The 19,924-nt window shown below is 54.0% G+C and carries 17 protein-coding genes; 6 read left to right on the top strand and 11 right to left on the bottom strand.

The genetic code is table 11. The features are described 5' to 3' along the window. Positions 1–67: 67 nt before the first annotated feature. The gene (gene ggt, locus TH468_RS13520; RefSeq protein ID WP_246832329.1) at positions 68–1,843 is read left to right on the top strand and encodes a gamma-glutamyltransferase; all 1,776 of its coding nucleotides are present in this window, start codon (positions 68–70) and stop codon (positions 1,841–1,843) included. Positions 1,844–1,901: 58 nt separating this feature from the next. On the opposite strand, the gene TH468_RS13525 is transcribed toward ggt, so the two are convergent. Both TH468_RS13525 and TH468_RS13530 read right to left on the bottom strand, forming a co-directional pair. Continuing rightward, positions 1,902–2,585 carry an HAD family phosphatase gene (locus TH468_RS13525; protein WP_246832330.1) on the bottom strand — a complete coding sequence of 228 codons (684 nt, stop codon included), beginning with the start codon at positions 2,583–2,585 and terminating at the stop codon, positions 1,902–1,904. An 8-nt stretch (positions 2,586–2,593) separates the two neighbouring features. Next, entirely contained in the window at positions 2,594–2,947 is a 354-nt protein-coding gene (locus TH468_RS13530) for an ArsC/Spx/MgsR family protein (RefSeq protein WP_085645296.1), read from the bottom strand. A 142-nt stretch (positions 2,948–3,089) separates the two neighbouring features. Here TH468_RS13530 and dusA point away from each other — a divergent pair, with 142 nt between their 5' ends. The 5 genes from dusA (at position 3,090) to TH468_RS13555 (ending at position 9,494) form a co-directional block, all read left to right on the top strand. Next, positions 3,090–4,085 carry a tRNA dihydrouridine(20/20a) synthase DusA gene (gene dusA / locus TH468_RS13535; RefSeq protein ID WP_085645298.1) on the top strand — a complete coding sequence of 332 codons (996 nt, stop codon included), beginning with the start codon at positions 3,090–3,092 and terminating at the stop codon, positions 4,083–4,085. Further along, positions 4,082–6,115, top strand: coding sequence for a bifunctional tRNA (5-methylaminomethyl-2-thiouridine)(34)-methyltransferase MnmD/FAD-dependent 5-carboxymethylaminomethyl-2-thiouridine(34) oxidoreductase MnmC (gene mnmC, locus TH468_RS13540; protein ID WP_085644945.1), 2,034 nt, complete (start codon positions 4,082–4,084; stop codon positions 6,113–6,115). The genes dusA and mnmC overlap by 4 nt, the downstream gene beginning before the upstream one ends. Then, entirely contained in the window at positions 6,112–7,308 is a 1,197-nt protein-coding gene (locus TH468_RS13545) for a 3-phenylpropionate MFS transporter (RefSeq protein WP_085644947.1), read from the top strand. The genes mnmC and TH468_RS13545 overlap by 4 nt, the downstream gene beginning before the upstream one ends. A gap of 25 nt (positions 7,309–7,333) precedes the next feature. Further along, complete coding sequence (locus TH468_RS13550; protein ID WP_085645300.1) at positions 7,334–8,191, top strand: class I SAM-dependent methyltransferase; 858 nt, start codon at positions 7,334–7,336, stop codon at positions 8,189–8,191. Between the two features lie 118 nt (positions 8,192–8,309). Beyond that, a complete protein-coding gene (locus tag TH468_RS13555; protein WP_085644949.1) occupies positions 8,310–9,494 on the top strand; it encodes an MFS transporter in 1,185 nt (394 codons plus the stop codon). A 77-nt stretch (positions 9,495–9,571) separates the two neighbouring features. On the opposite strand, the gene TH468_RS13560 is transcribed toward TH468_RS13555, so the two are convergent. The 9 genes from TH468_RS13560 to TH468_RS13600 form a co-directional block, all read right to left on the bottom strand. Beyond that, positions 9,572–10,741 carry an ABC transporter permease gene (locus tag TH468_RS13560; protein ID WP_085644951.1) on the bottom strand — a complete coding sequence of 390 codons (1,170 nt, stop codon included), beginning with the start codon at positions 10,739–10,741 and terminating at the stop codon, positions 9,572–9,574. Then, positions 10,738–11,736: an ABC transporter permease gene (locus TH468_RS13565; RefSeq protein ID WP_085644953.1), complete on the bottom strand. Its 999-nt coding sequence runs from the start codon at positions 11,734–11,736 to the stop codon at positions 10,738–10,740. Before TH468_RS13565 ends, TH468_RS13560 begins: the two co-directional genes overlap by 4 nt. Before the next feature lie 78 nt (positions 11,737–11,814). Next, positions 11,815–13,764, bottom strand: a complete 1,950-nt coding sequence (locus TH468_RS13570) for an ABC transporter substrate-binding protein (protein ID WP_085644955.1) — start codon at positions 13,762–13,764, stop codon at positions 11,815–11,817. Beyond that, on the bottom strand, positions 13,761–15,689 hold the full coding sequence (locus tag TH468_RS13575; RefSeq protein WP_085644957.1) for an ABC transporter ATP-binding protein: 1,929 nt from the start codon (positions 15,687–15,689) through the stop codon (positions 13,761–13,763). The genes TH468_RS13570 and TH468_RS13575 overlap by 4 nt, the downstream gene beginning before the upstream one ends. Then, on the bottom strand, positions 15,686–16,300 hold the full coding sequence (locus TH468_RS13580) for a hypothetical protein (RefSeq protein WP_085644958.1): 615 nt from the start codon (positions 16,298–16,300) through the stop codon (positions 15,686–15,688). Before TH468_RS13580 ends, TH468_RS13575 begins: the two co-directional genes overlap by 4 nt. Next, complete coding sequence (locus TH468_RS13585) at positions 16,291–17,049, bottom strand: polysaccharide deacetylase family protein (protein WP_085644960.1); 759 nt, start codon at positions 17,047–17,049, stop codon at positions 16,291–16,293. The genes TH468_RS13580 and TH468_RS13585 overlap by 10 nt, the downstream gene beginning before the upstream one ends. Continuing rightward, positions 17,046–18,173 (bottom strand): glycosyltransferase family protein, encoded by a 1,128-nt coding sequence (locus TH468_RS13590; RefSeq protein ID WP_085644962.1) that lies wholly within the window; start codon positions 18,171–18,173, stop codon positions 17,046–17,048. The genes TH468_RS13585 and TH468_RS13590 overlap by 4 nt, the downstream gene beginning before the upstream one ends. Further along, positions 18,170–18,775, bottom strand: a complete 606-nt coding sequence (locus TH468_RS13595) for a histidine phosphatase family protein (RefSeq protein ID WP_085644964.1) — start codon at positions 18,773–18,775, stop codon at positions 18,170–18,172. The genes TH468_RS13590 and TH468_RS13595 overlap by 4 nt, the downstream gene beginning before the upstream one ends. Next, positions 18,772–19,920, bottom strand: coding sequence for a glycosyltransferase family 4 protein (locus TH468_RS13600; protein ID WP_085644966.1), 1,149 nt, complete (start codon positions 19,918–19,920; stop codon positions 18,772–18,774). Before TH468_RS13600 ends, TH468_RS13595 begins: the two co-directional genes overlap by 4 nt. Between the last annotated feature and the right edge of the window lie 4 nt (positions 19,921–19,924).

Here is a 19,924-nt window from a genome sequence, read left to right on the forward strand (position 1 = left end):
TTTCTTTTCAATCACCACCATTTCTGGAAGCATGGCCCCTCATAACCACAACAAAAAGGTTGGTGACATGCCCTACATGATCAAAGGTTTCCGTCTGCGGTCCTTTCTGCTGAGCAGTGCAACGGCGATATTGCTGACACTGCCGGTCAATGCACAACAGGCCACGGATGCGATTGCCCCCGAAAGTGCGACATCGCCGGTTTCACATCGCGACGCTGTTCGCGCCCCGAACTGGATGGTTACGGCGGCCAACCCGCTGGCGGTTGAAGCCGGTGCAAATGTGCTTCGTCGCGGTGGCAATGCCATTGATGCCATGGTCGCCGTTCAGACAATGCTTGGACTAGTTGAGCCACAGTCGTCGGGACTGGGGGGCGGTGCCTTTCTGGTTTATTTTGATGCGAGCAGCGACAAGCTGACAACCATGGATGGCCGCGAAACGGCGCCGATGGCCGCCACAACTACCCTGTTTCAGACCGAAGCAGGCGAACCAATGGAATTTTATAATGCGGTTGTCGGCGGTCGTTCGGTTGGAACTCCGGGAACACCAGCATTACTGAAAGCAGCCCACGAAAAATGGGGTCAACTGGAATGGCCCACATTGCTGGCCCCTGCTATAGAGCGCGCCGAAATCGGTTTTAATCTCTCCCCTCGCCTTGCCGGACTGATCGCCGAGGATGCCGAAAAGCTATCGCGCGATGACACCGCAAGGGGCTATTTCTTTGACGTCAATGGCGCGCCGCTTGAAGAAGGTGCGCTTCTGAAAAACCCGGAATATGCCAATACCCTTAAGGCGTTGGCACAAAACGGTACTGACGGGTTCTATTTTGGGCCGATTGCCAATGACATCATTAACAAGGTTCAGGGGGCAAGCTGGAACCCCGGTGTTCTGTCCCTGAAAGACCTTGCCAATTATACTGTCAAGGAACGTGAGCCGGTTTGCACCGATTATCGCGGATATGAAATATGTGGAATGGGCCCGCCATCATCCGGTGCCCTGACGGTCGGACAGATACTTGGGCTGATCGAACCGTTTGATATTGGTGATTTTGGCCCAAAATCACCGGAAAGCTGGCGATTGATTGGTGATGCATCACGTTTGGCCTTTGCCGATCGCGGGCGATATATGGCTGATATCGATTTTGTGCCTATGCCTTTGACCGGATTACTGGACAAGGATTATCTGGCGCAAAGATCGAAGCTTCTGGAAAGCGACCAGGCGCTGGAAAGTGTGGAACCTGGCATGCCCGCATTCAGCCACGCCATGCGGCTTGCCGATGATGAAGCAATCGAATTCCCCAGCACCAGCCATTTTTCAATTGTCGATGCCATGGGTAACGTTGTGTCGATGACCACCACCATTGAAAACGGCTTTGGCTCGCGCCTGATGGTCCGCGGCTTTATGTTGAACAATGAACTGACCGATTTTTCGTTCAAGACACACAGCAACGGTGTGCCGATTGCCAATCGGCTGGAACCGGGCAAACGCCCGCGTTCTTCCATGGCGCCGACAATCGTCATGCAGGAAGGCAAACCGGTTATCGCCGCCGGGTCACCGGGCGGATCGCGGATTATCGGGTATGTCGCACAGGCGCTAGTCGGGATGATTGACTGGGGCATGGACCCGCAGCAGGCCATCAACATGCCCCATCTGATCAACCGGTTCGGAACCTTTGATATTGAGGCCGGAACAGAGGCCGAGGCACTTGAGCCATACCTTCAGCAACGCGGTTTCAAAACCGAGATCCGCGATCTTAATTCCGGTTTGCACATCATCCGGATTACCGATCAGGGTCTGATTGGCGGGGCAGATCCACGACGCGAAGGCATTGTTATCGGCGAGTAAAGATAGATTTCGATGATTTGAGGACGGGCGGCATCGATTGCGATGCCGCCTTTTTTTGTCAAACAAGCCAATCAGCCAGAAAGTCGCGCAATGCCAGATGATTTTCTGCGACATAATGCGCCCCTGCCCCGCGCAGAGCATCCGCCGATGTCAGATCGACCAGACCGATTGTCGTGGCCCCCGATGCAACACCGGCACGCACACCGCTGATGCTGTCGTCGATAACCACGCATTCGGTGATGTCGATACCGATTTTCTCAGCAGCCAGCAAATAAACATCGGGGGCCGGTTTTGCATGTTGCACATCATGGGCGGAGCATATCCGACCACGAAAACGATCCAGCAACCCAACCTTGCCAAGCGATACATCCATTTTGTCATGCGGGCCGTTGCTACCGATTGCCATCGGGATCCCTTTGGTATCCAGAAGGTCGAGAACAGGATCCAGGTCTGGATATGGCTTCAAATCTTTTTCAAATGATTTGAAGGTTCTGGCATAACATTCCTTAATCCAGTCGTCGGGCAAGGTCACACCAAAAGATTCAGCCATTTTGGGTGCAACAGCCGCCAGCGTGCCACCGATAAAGAATTGGTGGCTTTGCGCCGGGGTCATGTCACAGCCATATTCGCAAAGCAGATCGGTCAGAACCCTGTTTGCCAGGTTTTCGGTATCAACCAGAACACCATCACAATCAAAGATCACGCCGCGCACGACAGGTTTAGTCACAGTCGCGTCCATCATCCTGTCACTCATGCCCCAGCCAGTTCGGACCAGCGTCCTTCATCATAGGCTACCGTGCGGATTGTGCCGAAATCGACAACCGGCCGTTTGATCACGGTCGGATTAGCCGCAAGGATGGCGGCGGCCGCCGCATCGTCATTTTCAAGCACGGCCTTGTCACCATCGGAAAGATTACGATAGCTTGGCCCGCGTTTATTGATCAGGGCTTTGCCGCCGACTTCGGCAAGCCACCCTTCGATGGTTTTGGCATCAATTCCGTCAATGCGGAAATCATGAAACGTGTGATCAATCCCCTTGGCGTCGAACCATTTAAGGGATTTTTTGACTGTGTCGCAGTTTTTGATGCCATAGACCGTAATCATGAATGCTTCCTGTATGTCGTAATATGCGATGCAGCCATGCATCGCCGAATGGGTTTTGACCCTAAATCCCGGAACATATATAAAGACCGCGCCCGGAAACCGGCAACCCCATTCACGTGCACAGGTTCAGGAACAACTCGGTATGACTGTCAATCGGCGTATTTCCGTCGCCCCGATGATGGATTGGACGGACCGGCATGATCGCTATTTCTTGCGGCAGATCAGTCGGCATGCGCTGCTTTATACCGAAATGGTTACCACGGGTGCGATCATCCATGGTGGGGCGGACCGGCATTTGCGCTATAACACGGCAGAGCATCCCGTTGCCCTGCAACTGGGCGGAAGCAACCCCGATGATCTGGCGCGTGCCTGCGAGATTGCCAATGATTATGCCTATGACGAGATCAACCTGAATTGCGGTTGTCCGTCGGATCGCGTGCAGAACGGGGCATTTGGTGCCTGTCTGATGGCGACCCCCGATGTGGTAGCAAATTGCGTCAAAGCGATGATTGGCACCAGTGACGCACCGGTAACGGTTAAAAACCGCATCGGTATCGACGATCAGGAAGATTACCCATCGCTTAAACGGTTTGTGGAAACCGTGGCGGATGCCGGGTGCAGAACTTTCATCGTGCATGCCCGCAAGGCATGGCTGAACGGGCTTAGTCCCAAGGAAAACCGCGAAGTCCCGCCGCTCAAATATGATCTGGTTTACCAGTTGAAACAGGAATTGCCGGAACTTGAAATCCTGATCAATGGCGGCATCAAGACACTGGATGAAACCGAAGAACATCTGAAACAGATGGACGGCGTGATGATCGGGCGGGAAGCCTATCAGAACCCCTATGTGCTTTCGGATGTGGATCGGCGTTTTTATGGCGATGACACGCCGCCCTTAAGCCGTCATCAGGTGGCAGAGGCGATGTTGCCCTATATCGACGAACATCTGAAATCGAACAACGGGACGCTTGGCCATGTGACGCGGCATATGCTTGGCCTGTTTCAGCAGATGCGCGGAGCCAAACAATGGCGCCGGTATTTAAGCGAAAATGCCCATCGCAAGGGCGCGGGAGTTGATACGGTGCGCGAGGCACTGGCACTGGTTTCCAAAGAAGATGCCGAGGCATTGTCTGCATGAGCGCAGATGAACAATCGCCCGAAGCCGCGAGACAAACCGGCGGCATTACATGGCGGGAAGGCAACGTCCCCTTTTCCCCGCAATTTGGCGACATCTATTACAATCCAAAAAACGGATTGGCCGAAACGCAATATGTGTTTGTTTCGGGCAATAACCTGCCCGAAGCATGGCAAAACCGGGAGAATTTCACGATTGGTGAAACCGGCTTTGGCACAGGATTAAATTTCCTTGCCGCGTGGGATTGCTGGCAAAAGGACCCGGCGCGGTCCAAACGGCTTCATTTCGTATCGGTCGAGAAATTCCCGCTGACGCGTGATGCGATTGCGCGCGCGCATCAGAACTGGCTGGAATTGGCCGAAATTTCTGACCAACTGGTCACACAATGGCCAACCGGAACGATGTTGCCCGGTGTGCACCGGTTTGATCTGGGCGATGGTTCGGTCACGCTGACACTCCTGATCGGGGATGCGATTGACTGTTATCGCGATTATCACGGAATGGTCGATTGCTGGTTCCTTGACGGTTTTGCCCCGTCGCGCAATCCCGATATGTGGCGACCGGAATTGTTCACCGCCCTTGCCGCGGCATCAAGCCGTGATGGCGCGACCCTTTCGACATTCAGTGCAGCACGTATCGTGCGTGACGGGCTGGAACAGGCCGGGTTTGAAGTCGCCAAGCGCAAGGGATATGCCTATAAGCGCGATATGATCACGGCCCGCCTTGCCCCGAAAGCGACCGATAAAAGCGCAGATCGCGGCAAAGGAATGGACGAAAACCCTTGGTTTGTATTGCCAAAAGTGACGGATAACAAACGTGTCGCGATCATTGGCGGCGGCATGGCCGGGGCCGCCTGTGCACGGGCGCTTCAAAATCGCAGATGCGCGGTTACGCTTTTTGAAAAATCCGAACGCTTGGCAAATGCGGCATCAGGCAATCCCATCGGGATGCTTGAACCCTATTTCACCGCTGATAACGCCATAACAGGACGCTTTTACGAAGCGGGCTTTCGATACAGCCAACGACTGGTCCGCCGACTGTCCGAAGCAGGGGAGATCGAAGCCGATTTTTGCGGCGTATTGGATCTGATTTCCAGCCAGCGCGACGAAGAGCGTCAGGCAGGCATGATGCAGCGCCTGCCGGACAGCCGCAATCTGGTTCATGTTCTGGACCGTGAAGCTGCGAGTAGCGCCTTTGGGTTGCCGCTGCCACATGGTGGCTTGTTTTATCCTGGTGCTGGCTGGGTCAATCCACCATCGTTGGTGACCTGTCTTGCCAGCGGGATCGAGTGCCACACCAACACATCGATTGCTGCAATTTCCGAATATGGTACGGACAAGGTCCTGCATTCGGTTGGGGGGCAGGAATTTGGCCCCTTTGATGCCGTGATCATTGCCGGTGCGACCGAAACAAAGGGGCTTGATCAAACCGCATGGCTTTCAGACCATCTGCGCCCGGTACGCGGGCAGATCAGTTACTTTGACGACAGCGCATTGCGCGAATGCTACGGCGATGCCAAAATTCGCTGCGTGCTCAGTCACAAGGGTTACCTGACACCGGCGCGTGCGGGTATCCATGTTTTTGGTGCGACATTTGATCGCAATGATGATCAGACGGACCTGCGCGAAACTGACCATGCCCATAACCGCCGACAGTTGGGCCGCGTCCTGCCCGAGCTTGCCGATAGGCTGGAAGCGATAAAACTTGACGGTCGGGCGGCATTGCGGACCACAACCCCGGATCACCTGCCGATGATCGGTCCAGCACCGGATTACGATGCCTATCTTTCGGCCTATCACGATATAGACAAAGGGAAAAAGGCGGCGCGATATATCGATGCGCCTTACCACAAAGACGTGTATATCTGTACCGGATTTGGCGCGCGTGGGCTGATCGCAGCCCCCCTTGCCGCCGAAATAATTGCCAGCGAGATTTGCAATATGCCCCTGCCGCTCGAAAAGTCCCTGATGGATGCGATCCATCCCGCACGGTTCATCGTGCGTGGTCTTAAACGGCGGCAAATCACAGCATGATCAACAAGCACGTCCTTCCGTCATTTGACGACCCGCGTATGAAAACCACAACCGTGCTTGCGCTGTTTTTCGTGGGGCTTTTCCTTATTCAGGGTGTGTTTTTGCCCTATTGGCCGGTCTGGTTGAAAAGTCAGGGATTATCGGCGGGCGAGATCGGCATCCTGCTGTCCCTGCCCAACTGGGTTCGGGTTTTTGCCGATCCGTTGATTGCGCAGCGCGCAGATCGCACCGGCAATCGTAAAACGCCGATGCTTTGGCTGGCGGGGATTTACGTCATTACGGTTCTTGCCTTTCCGGTATCGAGCAATTTCTGGTGGCTAGCCGGATTATCCGTGATCATCGGCTTTAGCTTTGCACCGTTATTGCCACTGGGGACAACGATTACGGTTCATGAATGCAAGGCCAAGGAACTTGACTACGGCCGGGTACGACTTTGGGGGTCACTTGCCTTTATCGCCGCATCCTATGGTGCGGGATGGGTTCTTGATGGCACATCGACCACATGGATTGTCTGGTTGCTGTTTATTGCCGGGATTGTCAATTTTGCCATCGTCACCCGCATGCCCGATCCGCAAACCGACCGGCCATTACGTTCCGGTTCGTCGATCATCTATCTGCTGCGTAAACCGGTCTTCCTGATTTATCTGGGCTGCATCGGTTTTGCACAAGGATCGCATGGGACGTATTACAGCTTTGCCTCTGTCCACTGGGAAAATGTCGGTTATCCCCATGATGTGATTGGGGCATTCTGGTCGATCGGGGTGATTGCCGAAATCGCCCTGTTTGCCTTTGCCGGAAAATATATTCGCGGTCGGCATCCAGGTATCCTGTTTGTCATCGGAGCGGCGTCAGGCGTTCTGCGCTGGACGGTTCTGGGTATGACCGATAATTTCTGGATGATTGTTCTGGTGCAGCCATTGCACGCCATGACATTTGGTATTACCCATCTGGCGGCCGTCAGCTTTATTGCCCGTGCGGTGCCATCCCAATTGGCGACGTCGGCGCAAAGCTTGATGGCGACATTGTCGATGGGTGTTTTTCTTGGCAGTGCGATCTGGGCGTCCGGTCCGCTTTATGATCATTTCGGGTCTCATGCCTATTACGCCATGAGCGGACTTTCGATTGTTGCTTTCTTCTTTGCGCTTTGGCTGATCCGGCGCTGGCGCGGCGAAGACAACACGTTTTGTGAATGACCGGGACATGCCGGGGGGAAATCTGATGAGCAATCTTCCGCTTTCACGGAAATGGCGCCGTTTGAAACTGGGACTTAGAACGCTTTTGACGGCGTCGCCAGCCGGTTATTTCATTCCCTATCGCTATGCCGCCGAAACGGCCCGTACCGTTGGCCGACCGCATTATCCGGCAATCGAGGCCATGATGGATCACGCGGCACCGACCATGAAGGCGTGGCTAACCAAGGCCAACAAATATCAGGACGCATTTGCCAGTTTCGGCAATGCCACCCCACCCGATCCACGTTGGCAACAAAGCTGGTTCCCGCGGCTAGACGGGATGTTGGCCTATGTCCTGACGCGTGAATTTCGCCCGGAACGGATTATTGAAATCGGATCGGGCCATTCAACACGGTTTTACTATCGCGCCATTCTTGATGGAGAACTCGACACCATCTTTCTCGCAATTGATCCGGCCCCGCGGGCCGATATTGCCGCCCTGCCGATCACGATAGAACGCAGCATCGTGCAAAAGGCCGATCCGGCTGTGTTCAGGACATTGTCGGGTGCGGATATTCTTTCGATTGATTCAAGCCATATCCTGATGCCGGGCACGGATGTTGATCTGCTGTTTTCAACGGTCATACCGGCATTGCCCAGTGGGGCGATCATTCATATCCATGACATCACCCTGCCCGATGATTATCCGGAAATCTGGCAGTGGCGCGGATACAATGAACAGCAGGGGGTTGCAGCGTTGCTGGCAGGTAACGGGTTTGAAATCCTGTGGTCGAGTGCCTATGCCATTACACGCCTGAATAACATTATTGCAAACTCCATCGCCAATGGCATTCATCTGCCTGATGGGGCACATGAAACCAGCTTGTGGTTGCGTAAAAAGTAGTCCAAACAGGATCAGGATCCATTCAAACCGTATTGACGGAAATGACGGGGCAAAAGCCCCGCAAGCCTGTCGGGAAAACGTCTTTCCACTCGAACCACGGTTAATCAGGATTAAATCGATGTCGCGAACAGATGCTCCGGGTCTTGGCCGGGGACTGGCCTTTGTCATGGCGGTTGCTGCCGGTCTTGCCGTTGCCAATATCTATTATAATCAACCGATGCTTGGCATCATCATGGCCGAGTTCAATCAAAGCAGCACCGCGGCCCTGATCCCGACCGCAACGCAGTTGGGATATGCAGTTGGTTTGTTTTTACTCGTCCCGCTTGGCGATCTGTTTGACCGGCGCAAACTGATTGTTATCCTGTTCCTGTTGCTGGCACTGGTTCTTGTAATCGAAGGATCGGCACCAACGGATTATGTTCTGTTTATTTCTTCAATATTGCTTGGTGCCTGTTCGACGGTGGCCCAGCAAATCATTCCCTATGCAACCGCACTGACCCCTCCCGAAAACCGCGGAAAAACCATTGGCACGGTCATGGCGGGTTTGCTGTGCGGCATTCTTCTGAGCCGGACACTGGCGGGGTTTGTGTCGACCCATCTTGGCTGGCGCGAGATGTTCTGGCTTGCTGCCCCGGTGGCCGTTCTTGCCGCCATCGTAATGGCCGTGATGTTGCCAAAGGACAAGGCGCGGACATCCATCGGCTATGGAGAGGCGCTTTTATCCGTGCTGTTCCTGTGTAAGCAGCTGCCTGCCCTTCGCCGGGCGACATTGACGCAAGCCGCCCTGTTCGGATCATTTTCGGCCTTCTGGACCATATTGGCCCTGCATCTTCAGGAACCCGATTATCAGCTGGGTGCTGATATCGCCGGGCTATTTGGGGTTTTGGGCGCGATTGGCGTTCTGGCAGCGCCCCTTTCGGGCCGGTTGGCAGACCGATATGGTCCTGCGCGCGTCATTGCCGCAGGTGTCATCATTTGCGTGATTTCGTGGCTGGCATTCGGACTTTGGACGGCTCTTGCAGGGTTGATCGTCGGGGTGATCATTTTGGATTTCGGCGTGCAAAGTGCGATGATTTCCAACCAGCATGTGATCTTTGGCCTGCTGCCAGAGGCCCGCGGCCGGATCAACACCGTTTATATGACCGGTATGTTCCTTGGCGGTTCGTTCGGCTCGGCCGGGGCGACCTATGCATGGGGACTGGGCGGTTGGCCAGCCGTTTCCGGTTTTGGTTTGGCCTTGTCGCTGGTTGCGCTGATTCCGGCCATGGCGCAGCTTAAATCAAAAGCTGGCGCACACTACTAGCCCCCGGTTGCCGCCTTAACCCAAAAAAGCCCGCCATTATCCGGCGGGCTTTTTTATTATCGGATCCGAGTTCAAACTCAGTTCTTGTAAGGATCAGCTGCGTCGCGCAGGCCATCGCCAAGGAAGTTGAACGCTAGAACAACGATCACCACCGGCACCACCGGCAACATCAGCCATGGATAGACAGCAACGGCGTTGATGTTCTGGGCCTCGTTTAACAGCACGCCCCAACTGGTGACAGGTGCCCGGAGGCCAAGACCAAGGAAACTGAGTGCGGTTTCGCCAAGGATCATGTTCGGGATCGAGAGGGTTACCGACGCGATCAGGTGACTGGCAAAGTTTGGCAGCAGATGACGGGCTATGATGCGTTTTGGCTTGGCCCCCATCAGACGGGCGGCAAGGGCATAGTCTTCTTCACGCAGTGCCAGAAGTTTCGAACGTACCGCGCGGGCAAGCCCCGTCCAGTCGATCAGGCCCAGAATGATCGTGATACCGAAATAGATCAGAATGGGGCTCCAGGTTACCGGCAATGCTGCTGAAAGTGCCATCCATAACGGAATTTCCGGCATCGAGCGGATGACTTCGATCAGGCGCTGCGCGCTTGCATCGACCCAGCCGCCGTAATATCCCGCCGCCCCGCCGATCAGGATGCCCAGAATGAAGCTTACGGCGATACCGACCAAACCGATGGTCAGCGACACACGCGCGCCATAAATCATGCGCGACAACATATCGCGGCCCAGACGATCCGTACCCAACAAGAACAGGGTTCCTTCCTCGGCCGGGCACATGACATGAAAATCGGCCTCGAACAGGCCCCAGAATTCATAGGGATCGCCGGAACAGAAGAAGCGGATTTTTTCAACGCGGCTGTCGCTTGGCGTATAGATCGGTTTCAGCGTTTCCATATCAATCGAGAAATCGGTGCCATAGGTAAACGGCCCGACAAATTTCCCGTCGTGAAACAGGTGGATCGCTTGCGGTTGATGATGGATGTATTCGGAATTCCGGGTTTCCTGTGCATAGGGCGCCAGGATTTCGACAATGAAAACGGATGCATACATGATCGCCAGAATGATCAGCGAAACATACGCCAGCCGATGGCGTTTAAGCCGCCACCAGATCAGCTTCCACTGCGATGCGAGATAGTATTTTTCCTGCGCGGGTGTCAGTTCCTCGCGATCCCAGGGATCGAAGGGCGCGGTATCAACGAAATGCTCGTTACGTTTATCGTCGCTGCGGCTCATTGCGATACCCCTCCTTGCAGACGAATTCGGGGATCAAGCCATGCAAGAAGCAGATCGGACACAAACATGCCGATCACAGTCAGCAATGCCAGAAACATCAGGAACGATCCGGCCAGATACATGTCCTGACTTTGTAGGGCGGCAAGCAACATCGGCCCGGTTGTTGGCAGCGACATCACAACAGATACCAGAACAGAACCCGATACGACCTGAGGCAGGATATTGCCGATATCGGCGATAAACGGATTCAATGCCATGCGCAGCGGGTATTTGAACAAAACGCGCTTTGGCGACAAGCCCTTGGCATGGGCCGTGACAACATATTGTTTGCCAAGTTCATCAAGAAGATTGGCACGCAGGCGCCGGATCATCGACGCGGTCCCTGATGTCCCGATCACCAGCACCGGCGCCCAAAGATGTTCGGCAACCGACATGATCTTGGCAAAAGACCAACCCTGATTGATGAATTCCGGGTCCATCAGACCGCCGATGGAAGTCCCAAACACAACATTGGCGTAATACAGCAGGATCAGCGCAAACAGGAAGTTCGGCATGGCAAGGCCGAGGAAACCGAGCAAGGTAAAGCCGTAGTCGCCCCAGCTATATTGGCGGGTTGCAGAATAAATCCCGATTGGGAAGCTGACGGCATAGATGAACAGAACCGTGCTGAAATTCAGAACGACCGATAACCACAGACGATCCCCAACCACCTCGGTAACCGGCAGGTTATATTCAAACGAGAAACCAAGGTCGCCGTGTAACAGACCCCACGCCCAATCGAAATATTGCTGCCAAAGCGGTTGATCGAGACCGTATTGCTGTTTGAGGAAAGCAATTTTGGCAGGATCGACCGCCTCGCCCTGCGCCTGCAATTCATTCAGATAGGTGGACAGGAAGTCGCCCGGCGGCAATTGAATGATAATAAACACCAGCACGCTGATGAAAAACAGCGTGGGCATCATGACAAAAAGCCGTCTTGCCAAGAAAGTCAGCATCGGCGGTTAAGCTCCCCCTGTCGCATCGGCTCAGGTTTCCCTGTCCGGAATGATACGTTCGTTTTCAGATCATTGCGATCAACGGTCCCACCAGAATGTATCGGGACGGTAAATGCCAAAGAATGCACCCGGTTCCCAGCTATGTATGCCCTTTTCCGGCACGTTGCGCAGATCGTTGCGAACCACGACCGGCTGCGGCACATTGCCGATTAGACCGATCGAGAACATGTTTTCCGCATTGATATCAAGAATACGCTGCCATGCGTCCTTTCGGGCCGCGTCATTGCCATTGGCCCATTTACCATAAAGGTCCATCAGTTCCTTGGCGGCGGGCATATCCGGTGCCTCGCCCGCCTCGCCATTGGTCTGGAAATACTGTCCCCATTTCGGCCATTGCAGGCTGTCCTGCTGGATCGGAACGAATTCCGCCGGAACTGTACCCGGCGTTGCAAGGCCGCTATCGACACCATTAAAGATCGACATGATGGTTTCGCCGCTATAGGCCCGATTGCGCAGAACTTCGCGCTGCAATCCCTTGACGAACAGCTTTATACCAATCTGTTTCCAGCTATCCCCGATCAGTTCAAGCATGTCGTCATGTTCGGGGTTTTCGCCCATGGTTTCGACAATGATTTCAAGCGGTCGACCATCGGGCATCAAGCGAATGCCATCGCCATTGCGTTTGGTCAGACCCATTTCATCAAGCAGCGCATTGGCCTTCTTGACATCGAACTCAATATAACTGTCGCGGTATTCCTGTTTGAAAAGCGGGCTTTTGGGCAGGACCGTATTGTTGGTCGGTGCCGCCAGACCAAAGAACATCACCCGGTTGATCTCTGTTCGGTTGATGGCAAGCGACAATGCCCGGCGGAATTTCACATCGCGCAATAATTTCCGCCAAACCGGATCAGAACAGGTCAGGTTCGGATAAAGTGCCGCATAGGCACCGTAACCGACATCCCAAAGGTTCACCTTGAAGTTTTGCTGCGGCTCGGACTGTTTGAGGAAGGTGTAATCCTGCAAGGACAGAATCCGGCTTTGCAGATCAACCTCGCCCGCGCCGACCTTGGCCGGAACCAGTTTGGCATTCGAGATATTGAAGATCATCCGATCAATATAAGGCAGCTGATTGCCATCCGGATCAACGCGATGATAGTACGGGTTACGATCAAAGATGAAGCGATCAGACGGTTCTTCGGTCCGGATCAACCATGGTTCCAGCGATGGGCGTTCCACATTTTCAAGCCGGTAAGGACGGTCCTTATCTGTATGAAGCACCGCCCAGCTGCGCAATCCTCGTTCTTTGACAATTGCATCCAGCTCGGCCGCATCTCGATATTTCGCGTGAAACTGTTTCAGGTAATGTGCAGGCCGATAGATGAATGGCGGCCGGGTTGCAGCCAGTTCCGTTACGAAAAACGGGTTGGGTTTGGACCAACTGTAACGAACGGTATATTCGTCGAGAATCTCGAATGTTGCCGGTTCATCGCCAACAAACAGGAAACGCGGCGGACCGACCGGAAACAGTTCATCGTTATTGACGATGTCTTCCCAGAAATAGCGGAAATCCTCGGCGGTAAAGGGTTCACCATCGGACCATTTATGGCCTTTGCGAATATGCAGGGTGAAGACATTACTGGCATCGTTGACATCAAGGCTTTCGAGAATATCAGGTTGCAGGTTCAGGTTTTCGTCATATCCGATCAGCCGGGCATAGCCATAAACCACCGCCATGCGAATATCGCGCGAACGGCCCATGATGGTCACCAGATCACCGCCATATTTGCCGATTTCCTTATTCTCGGCAGTGAAGTCGATGACTTTGGGATGTTCAGGCAGACGTGCCGCCATCGGGGGAAGTTCCCCCTTTGATACGGCATCCTCGAAATACGGGATTTCAGCCTTTGCCGGGTCGACCGCCGATATCATCCCCGCAAACATCACCGCCGAGAACCCCAGACATACGAACGCCATGCGCGATTTGTTAAACCAACCCGCAGAGAACGCAGGAACGATAGTCGGCTTCATATGGCCATCTCCTGATAATCGGCACGTGCGGCACGAACAAAGTGATCTTCGGCAAACTGGACCATGCGCGGATCAGATTGGGCATCAATGGTAAAGGGTGCAGGCCAGCGGCGCGGGTCGGAAGCCTTGCCGTCGACAATCTTGGTGAAATCCAGAAGATGATCCAGATCGGCAAAGGGTACGGCGTTAAGCAATGCCTGGGTATAGGGATGGACCGGATTTCTGAACAATTGTTCGCGTGGTGCGGATTCAACAATACGCCCCGCACACATCACAGCAATCCGGTCCGCAATATAGTCAACCACCGCCAGATTGTGCGAAATAAACAGGTATGTCAGTTTAAGTTCATGCTGCAAATCTTTGAGAAGGTTTAAAATTTGTGCCTGAACCGATACATCAAGTGCCGATGTCGGTTCATCAAAAATCAGAAGGTCGGGTTTAAGCGTCAGCGCCCGTGCAATGCCGATACGCTGGCGCTGGCCGCCCGAAAAGCTGTGCGGATACCGGTTCAGGAACCGGGGATCAAGCCCGACCAGTTCCATCAGTTCCAGCACCATTTTCTTACGGTAGGATGCATCACCGATACCATGAATAATCAACGGTTCGGTAATTATGTCCTGCACGGTCATCCGTGGATTAAGGGACCCGAACGGGTCCTGGAAAACGAACTGGATACGTTTGCGATACGGGTTGAGCTGATCTTCGTTCAAGCCGGTCAATTCGGTCATCTGACCGCTTTCCCCCCGGAACAGGATCGACCCGCTATCGGGTGCCATCGCCCGCATGATCAGTTTGGAAAGCGTGGTTTTGCCACATCCACTTTCGCCGACCAGACCGACACATTCACCGCGATTAACAGTCAGAGACACATCCGCCACAGCGGCAATTTCTTGTTCCTCGGTCTTTAGCCAGTTGCCTTTGCGCACCGCAAAACTTTTGTAAAGGTGGCGCACAGCCAGAACCGGCTCGCTTGCCATTGCCGGATGCAATGCCAGCGACGGAGGAACATCCCCGCCTTGCTCAGATGTGTCTTTGTCGCCGCAGAAAGTCAGCAGACTATCGACCTTCGGCTTGATTTCACGCAGGGGACGCAAACGTTCGTCAGGTCCCATATCGAAATGCGGAACAGCAGCCAGCAACGACTGTGTATAGAGGTGACCGGGATTGACGAACACATCATGGGTCAGACCGCTTTCGACAACACGGCCATCATAAACCACGACCATGCGGTCCGCCATGTTGGCCACCACCCCAAGATCATGGGTGATCAGCAGTACGGACATTTGCAATTCGGCCTGCATATCCTTGATCAGGCGAAGTGTCTGGGCCTGTATCGTCACATCAAGTGCCGTTGTCGGTTCGTCCGCAACCAGCAGTGCCGGCCGGCAAACCATTGCCATGGCAATCATGGCACGTTGGCGCAAACCACCGGAAAGCTCGAACGGATATGTCTTTAAGGATCTTTTTGGATTGGGAAAACCGACAAGTCCCAGCATGTCACTGGCAAGCTCTTTGGCCTCGCTGGAGCCGACCTTGCGATGGAGGCGCACGGCCTCGCAAATCTGATCACCGATGGTATGAAGAGGTGACAGGGAGCTCATCGGCTCCTGAAAAATCATGGAAATACGGCCACCGCGAATGGAACGCATTTCAGCACCCGAGCGATCCAGCATCGCGATATCAACGCGGGTTCCCGGCTTTTTAGGATCGGCAAAAACAATTGATCCGTTGGTGATCTGTGCCGATTTGGGCAGCAACCCCATGATCGCCTGTGAAATGGTGGTTTTGCCAGAACCGGATTCCCCAACAAGGGCGACGGTTTCCTGCGCACCAATGCGAAAACTGACATTTTCGACCGCCTTGACCCGCATATGCGGCAAAACGAATTCGACTTTCAAATCGCGGATACGCAGAATATCGGTCATCTTCCCTCGCCAATGCCGCCTGCCCGACTTGATGCGGCTGCCTGAACCATTGTTTCGGCCTCGTCCATACGCATCAGATTCGTTCTTGTTATATCGTCGACCAGTAACTGGTTATCTTTGGCCCAATCCCGCGCAATTTCAAGCAGATCATCAAAACCGTCCAATGTTGATTCTGTGACGATTTTCGCATCCCCGGCTTGCAGGGTCAGTTCAAACCAGCCTTTCCTGCCATCGCGACGGGTAGAGAAATAACGCAAACGGAATTTGGAAAGTTCCGACCATGCAAATGCGGTCCCGCCGCGCAAGTTGCTGATCCGGATACCATATTCCGAAACATAAATCTTTGACTGAAACTGCATTAATGTGCGGGCAAAATAAAGAATGAACAAAAGCGCCAGCCCGGCTGCCGTCCACTGAATAATCGGCAGCATTTCAGGAATCAGGGCAATGACACCGCAAATCAGCAATCCGGCAACCGATTTCGCCATATCAGGTGCCATAAGCCGCGGCGGATATCCCATGATCTGAACATCACGATCACGCACACCCGCAGGCTTGACCGGATCGACTGTTTCGATACCGCCGGTTTCTTCGATAGGGCTTATTGCCATGGGAAAACTCCGGGAATTCGCAACCATTTGAGCGCCGCATGCTCAAACGAAAACAGGTTTTCAAGAAATCGTGTTGTGGCGTCGTCATGAACCAGATGATGCGTCAGAAGCCCTGTGGGCTCGGCGGCGTCAACCAGCCCGGTTCGGCGGGCCGACAAATGCGCAATCATCGCCGCAATGCATTGGTCTTCGCCCGCAAAGCCACGGGTACCGCGCCAGTCAATAACATCAACATGGGTATTGACCATCAGAAGGCCGGAAACAGGATATGTATCCGGTCTCGCATTAAACGTGCTGATGCCGCGCAGGCCAAGCGATGGCAAAGCCCGCATAACGTCATCGGCAATGCGGTTCCATGGCGGCACCATCACCGGCAGGAAACGATTGCCAAACTGGGATGACAGGATATCAAAGCCGCGGCGGATATCGGCAAGGACCGCACCAATATCGCGAACATCGTCAAATTCCTGCTTTTTTCGGCCAGCAGGCATATGATTGGCATGGGACCAGCCATGCTGGAAAACACGGGTATCAAGTGTTTCTGCCAGACGTAGCACCAGATCATGCTCAAGATCAGCCGGAATCACCGCAAGCGCCAAGGGAACACGATAATCCTGTTCGAAGGCAAGCATCGTTTCAAGTGCCGATGTAACGGCAACTGCGTCATCGTCGCGCCACCACATCGTGGCAATCCATTCTTCGGACTGCCACAGATCCAGCTCTGCGCGAAGTTGATCCCAGCTACTCATGCCTTCCCTCTTATTCTTTCTGCGAGTTTAGCCGCAGTTATCCCTGCCCCGTCCAGAGATATATCTAATTTAACAGGATTTTTCGCCCGATCTATTTGATTTGCCAAGGATTGTGCACTTAAATCATCGGGATCAAGCAACGACAGCACCTTCTTTCCCGCCAAAATAGTAGCACGTTCAGTCTGTTCGCTTTCACCGCCATCGGCGAATGGAACCATTACCGACGCGGTTTCCGTCGCCAGAACATCCATCAAGGTATTATAGCCTGCCTGCGAGACGGAAACACAGGCACGTGCCATCCGTTCGCGGAAATCAGGCAAAAAGCGATGCAACGTGACCCCGAACGGCAGGTTTTGCGCAAGGCGATGGAATGTGTTGGTCGGGAAATGCGGCCCTGTGACAATATCCCATGGCTGATCGGCAAACCGGCTTGAAAGCGGACGCGCAATAATTGCAGCTTCAATCAGCGCAGCCCCGACCGCACCACCGCCAGCAGAAACAAGAACACCTTGTCGTTCGCCGCCCACGAACTCAGCTTTGGGCGCAACATAACCAGTATATTCGATCATATCGGCAATATCACTGGCAAACGGGAAGCTACGCCCGAAACCAAAAAGCATCGGATCACCGTGAACCAACACGTGGTCAAAATGACTGCGTGCAATATCGCGCATCCAAACTTCTTTTGACGGGTCTGATTTGCGAACCAGAAGGTCACGAACAGAACAAACACGGGGAATCCCCGCCTGCCCAGCCCGTTCCAGCAGTGGCAGCAATTCAAATCGGAAGGCACGGCGGCCAAACGGGAACATTTCGATCATTAAAAGCTTGGGCGCCACGGATTTGAACGCATCAAGCAATGCGTGTTTTCGCGCCTGCTTCCATGCCTCATCAACCGGATTGCCTGCCTCGTCGACCAATCCAGAAAAACCGCTATCGGCGGTTCGGCAAGGTGGCAACTGAATCACATCGTCGCTTCCGAAATCCAGTGCGGCATCGGGGATACCACCGGTGACAACGATTGTCTTGATGCCGAGCTTTTTCAGTTCCGTATTGATCAGGGAGATACGGCGCACATGACCAATACCAAGCAAATGCTGAACATATATCAGGATGTCAGTCATGAGGTTGTTCCGTCCCGTTCAAGCAGACGGCAATTAAGATCAACGACGCCAAGCCCGTCATCCGAAGACCATGAAAAGACATGAACGGCTTTCCAATCGAGTTTGTCCGGGCTTTTTCCCATCATATTCCAACCGCATGCCGCAGCATAGACCGCACGAATAACACCCTTGTGGGTTACGACACCAAAATCACCGTCACGATGCCCGGCCAAGGCGGCCTCGACCCGGGAAAGAACTTCACGCGGGCTTTCGCCTCCATCCGGGCGAAAATCCCAGCCGTGATCTTCGTTTTCCTGCATTCGCGCACCAAGATCACGCCGCAGATCGGAAAGCTTTTTCCCTTCCCAGTCGCCCCAGTTCATCTCAATCCAATGCTCGTCGGGTGAAACACCATCAATCGCCAGTGCGTCTGCTGTTTGAATTGTCCTGATCAACGGGCTGACACGCCATGGAACAACACACCATTTTTTGGGCAACTGAAGGCCACGATATTCATCAACGGTTTCGGGAAGCAGGGGAATATCGCTTTGGCCCTGAATACGTCTTTCCGCATTCCACGCGGTAACACCGTGCCTTAACAGGGCAAAATGAAAGATGCTCATCCCTGTTTCCATTTCCCGTGACTTTCCATCACATCATGCAGGACAGTACCGAGCTTTTCGGCCGCCGCGGTTATTGTGTGCATCTGTTCTGCTTTTTGCGCGGCCGACTGCCCGATATCGCGCAATATGCTGTACCGATCCGATGCCAAGCATTCGGCAAGTTTGTCGGTAAAGGCATCAACATCCCCAACTGGCACCAACCATCCGGTTTTGCAATCAGCTACAATACCCGAAACACCGCCACAGTCGCCTGCCAGAACAGGTAATGCTGCCGCCTGTGCTTCAAGTAGTGCCATACCATAGGCCTCGTTGATCGCCGGCCAGACAAACATGTCAGATCGCGCCAAAAGAATGCGCGTATGATCGGCATCGCAAAGACCGGCGAAATCAAGTTGATCATATTTGATTGCGTGGCGTTCAAAGGCTGCCTCGACATCCGCGCGTGCGGGACCATCTCCGATCACCGTAAGATGCCAGTTCGTCACATTCCGCGCATTGAGCCAGCCGAGTGCGTTTGCCAGCAATTCGTAGGATTTCAGCTTGTCGCCCGGTCGCATCATGGCGGTTGTTACCAACTGAACCGGTTTATCCGGATCAATTTGGCCGCGATCAGCAGCATGCCAGTTTTTAGTATGGGTAAAGGGTGGCAGATAATGCAACCGGTCGTGAGCACATATCGTCGCAAGACATTCCATATCCGCATGATTAAGTGAAAACACCGCACTGGCACATCGCAAGGCATGTTCAACGGCTGTGTGGCTTTGCGCCCAGGGGCCGGTTGCGCGTTTGGGGGCAAAGGATGCCTCGGCCACGACATAGGGAATGCCAAGGACATTCGCGATCACCGGGCCAATCCAGTCCGGGGCCTTGTAATATAGATGATAGGTAAACCAGATATCAGGGCGCTTGCGTTTGCCGTTCTGATATTGCAGCAATAGCCGCGCGGTCAGCTTTGACGCCAGTTCGGCAATTTGCGCCTGACGCAGGATATTGCCATCGCCAACCCGGCTGCGCAGGCGCGATGCGATATCAACTTTATGTCCGGCTTGCGAAAGCGCGTCACACAGAAGGCGCGCCATCAGGCGATCCCCGGATGGTATCGGATGATCAATCGGCTTTAACGGTGCATAAAAGGCAATCTGCAAGTTT

Origin of the sequence: Thalassospira sp. MCCC 1A03138 (assembly GCF_002115785.1) — a bacterium.
GTDB lineage: Bacteria > Pseudomonadota > Alphaproteobacteria > Rhodospirillales > Thalassospiraceae > Thalassospira.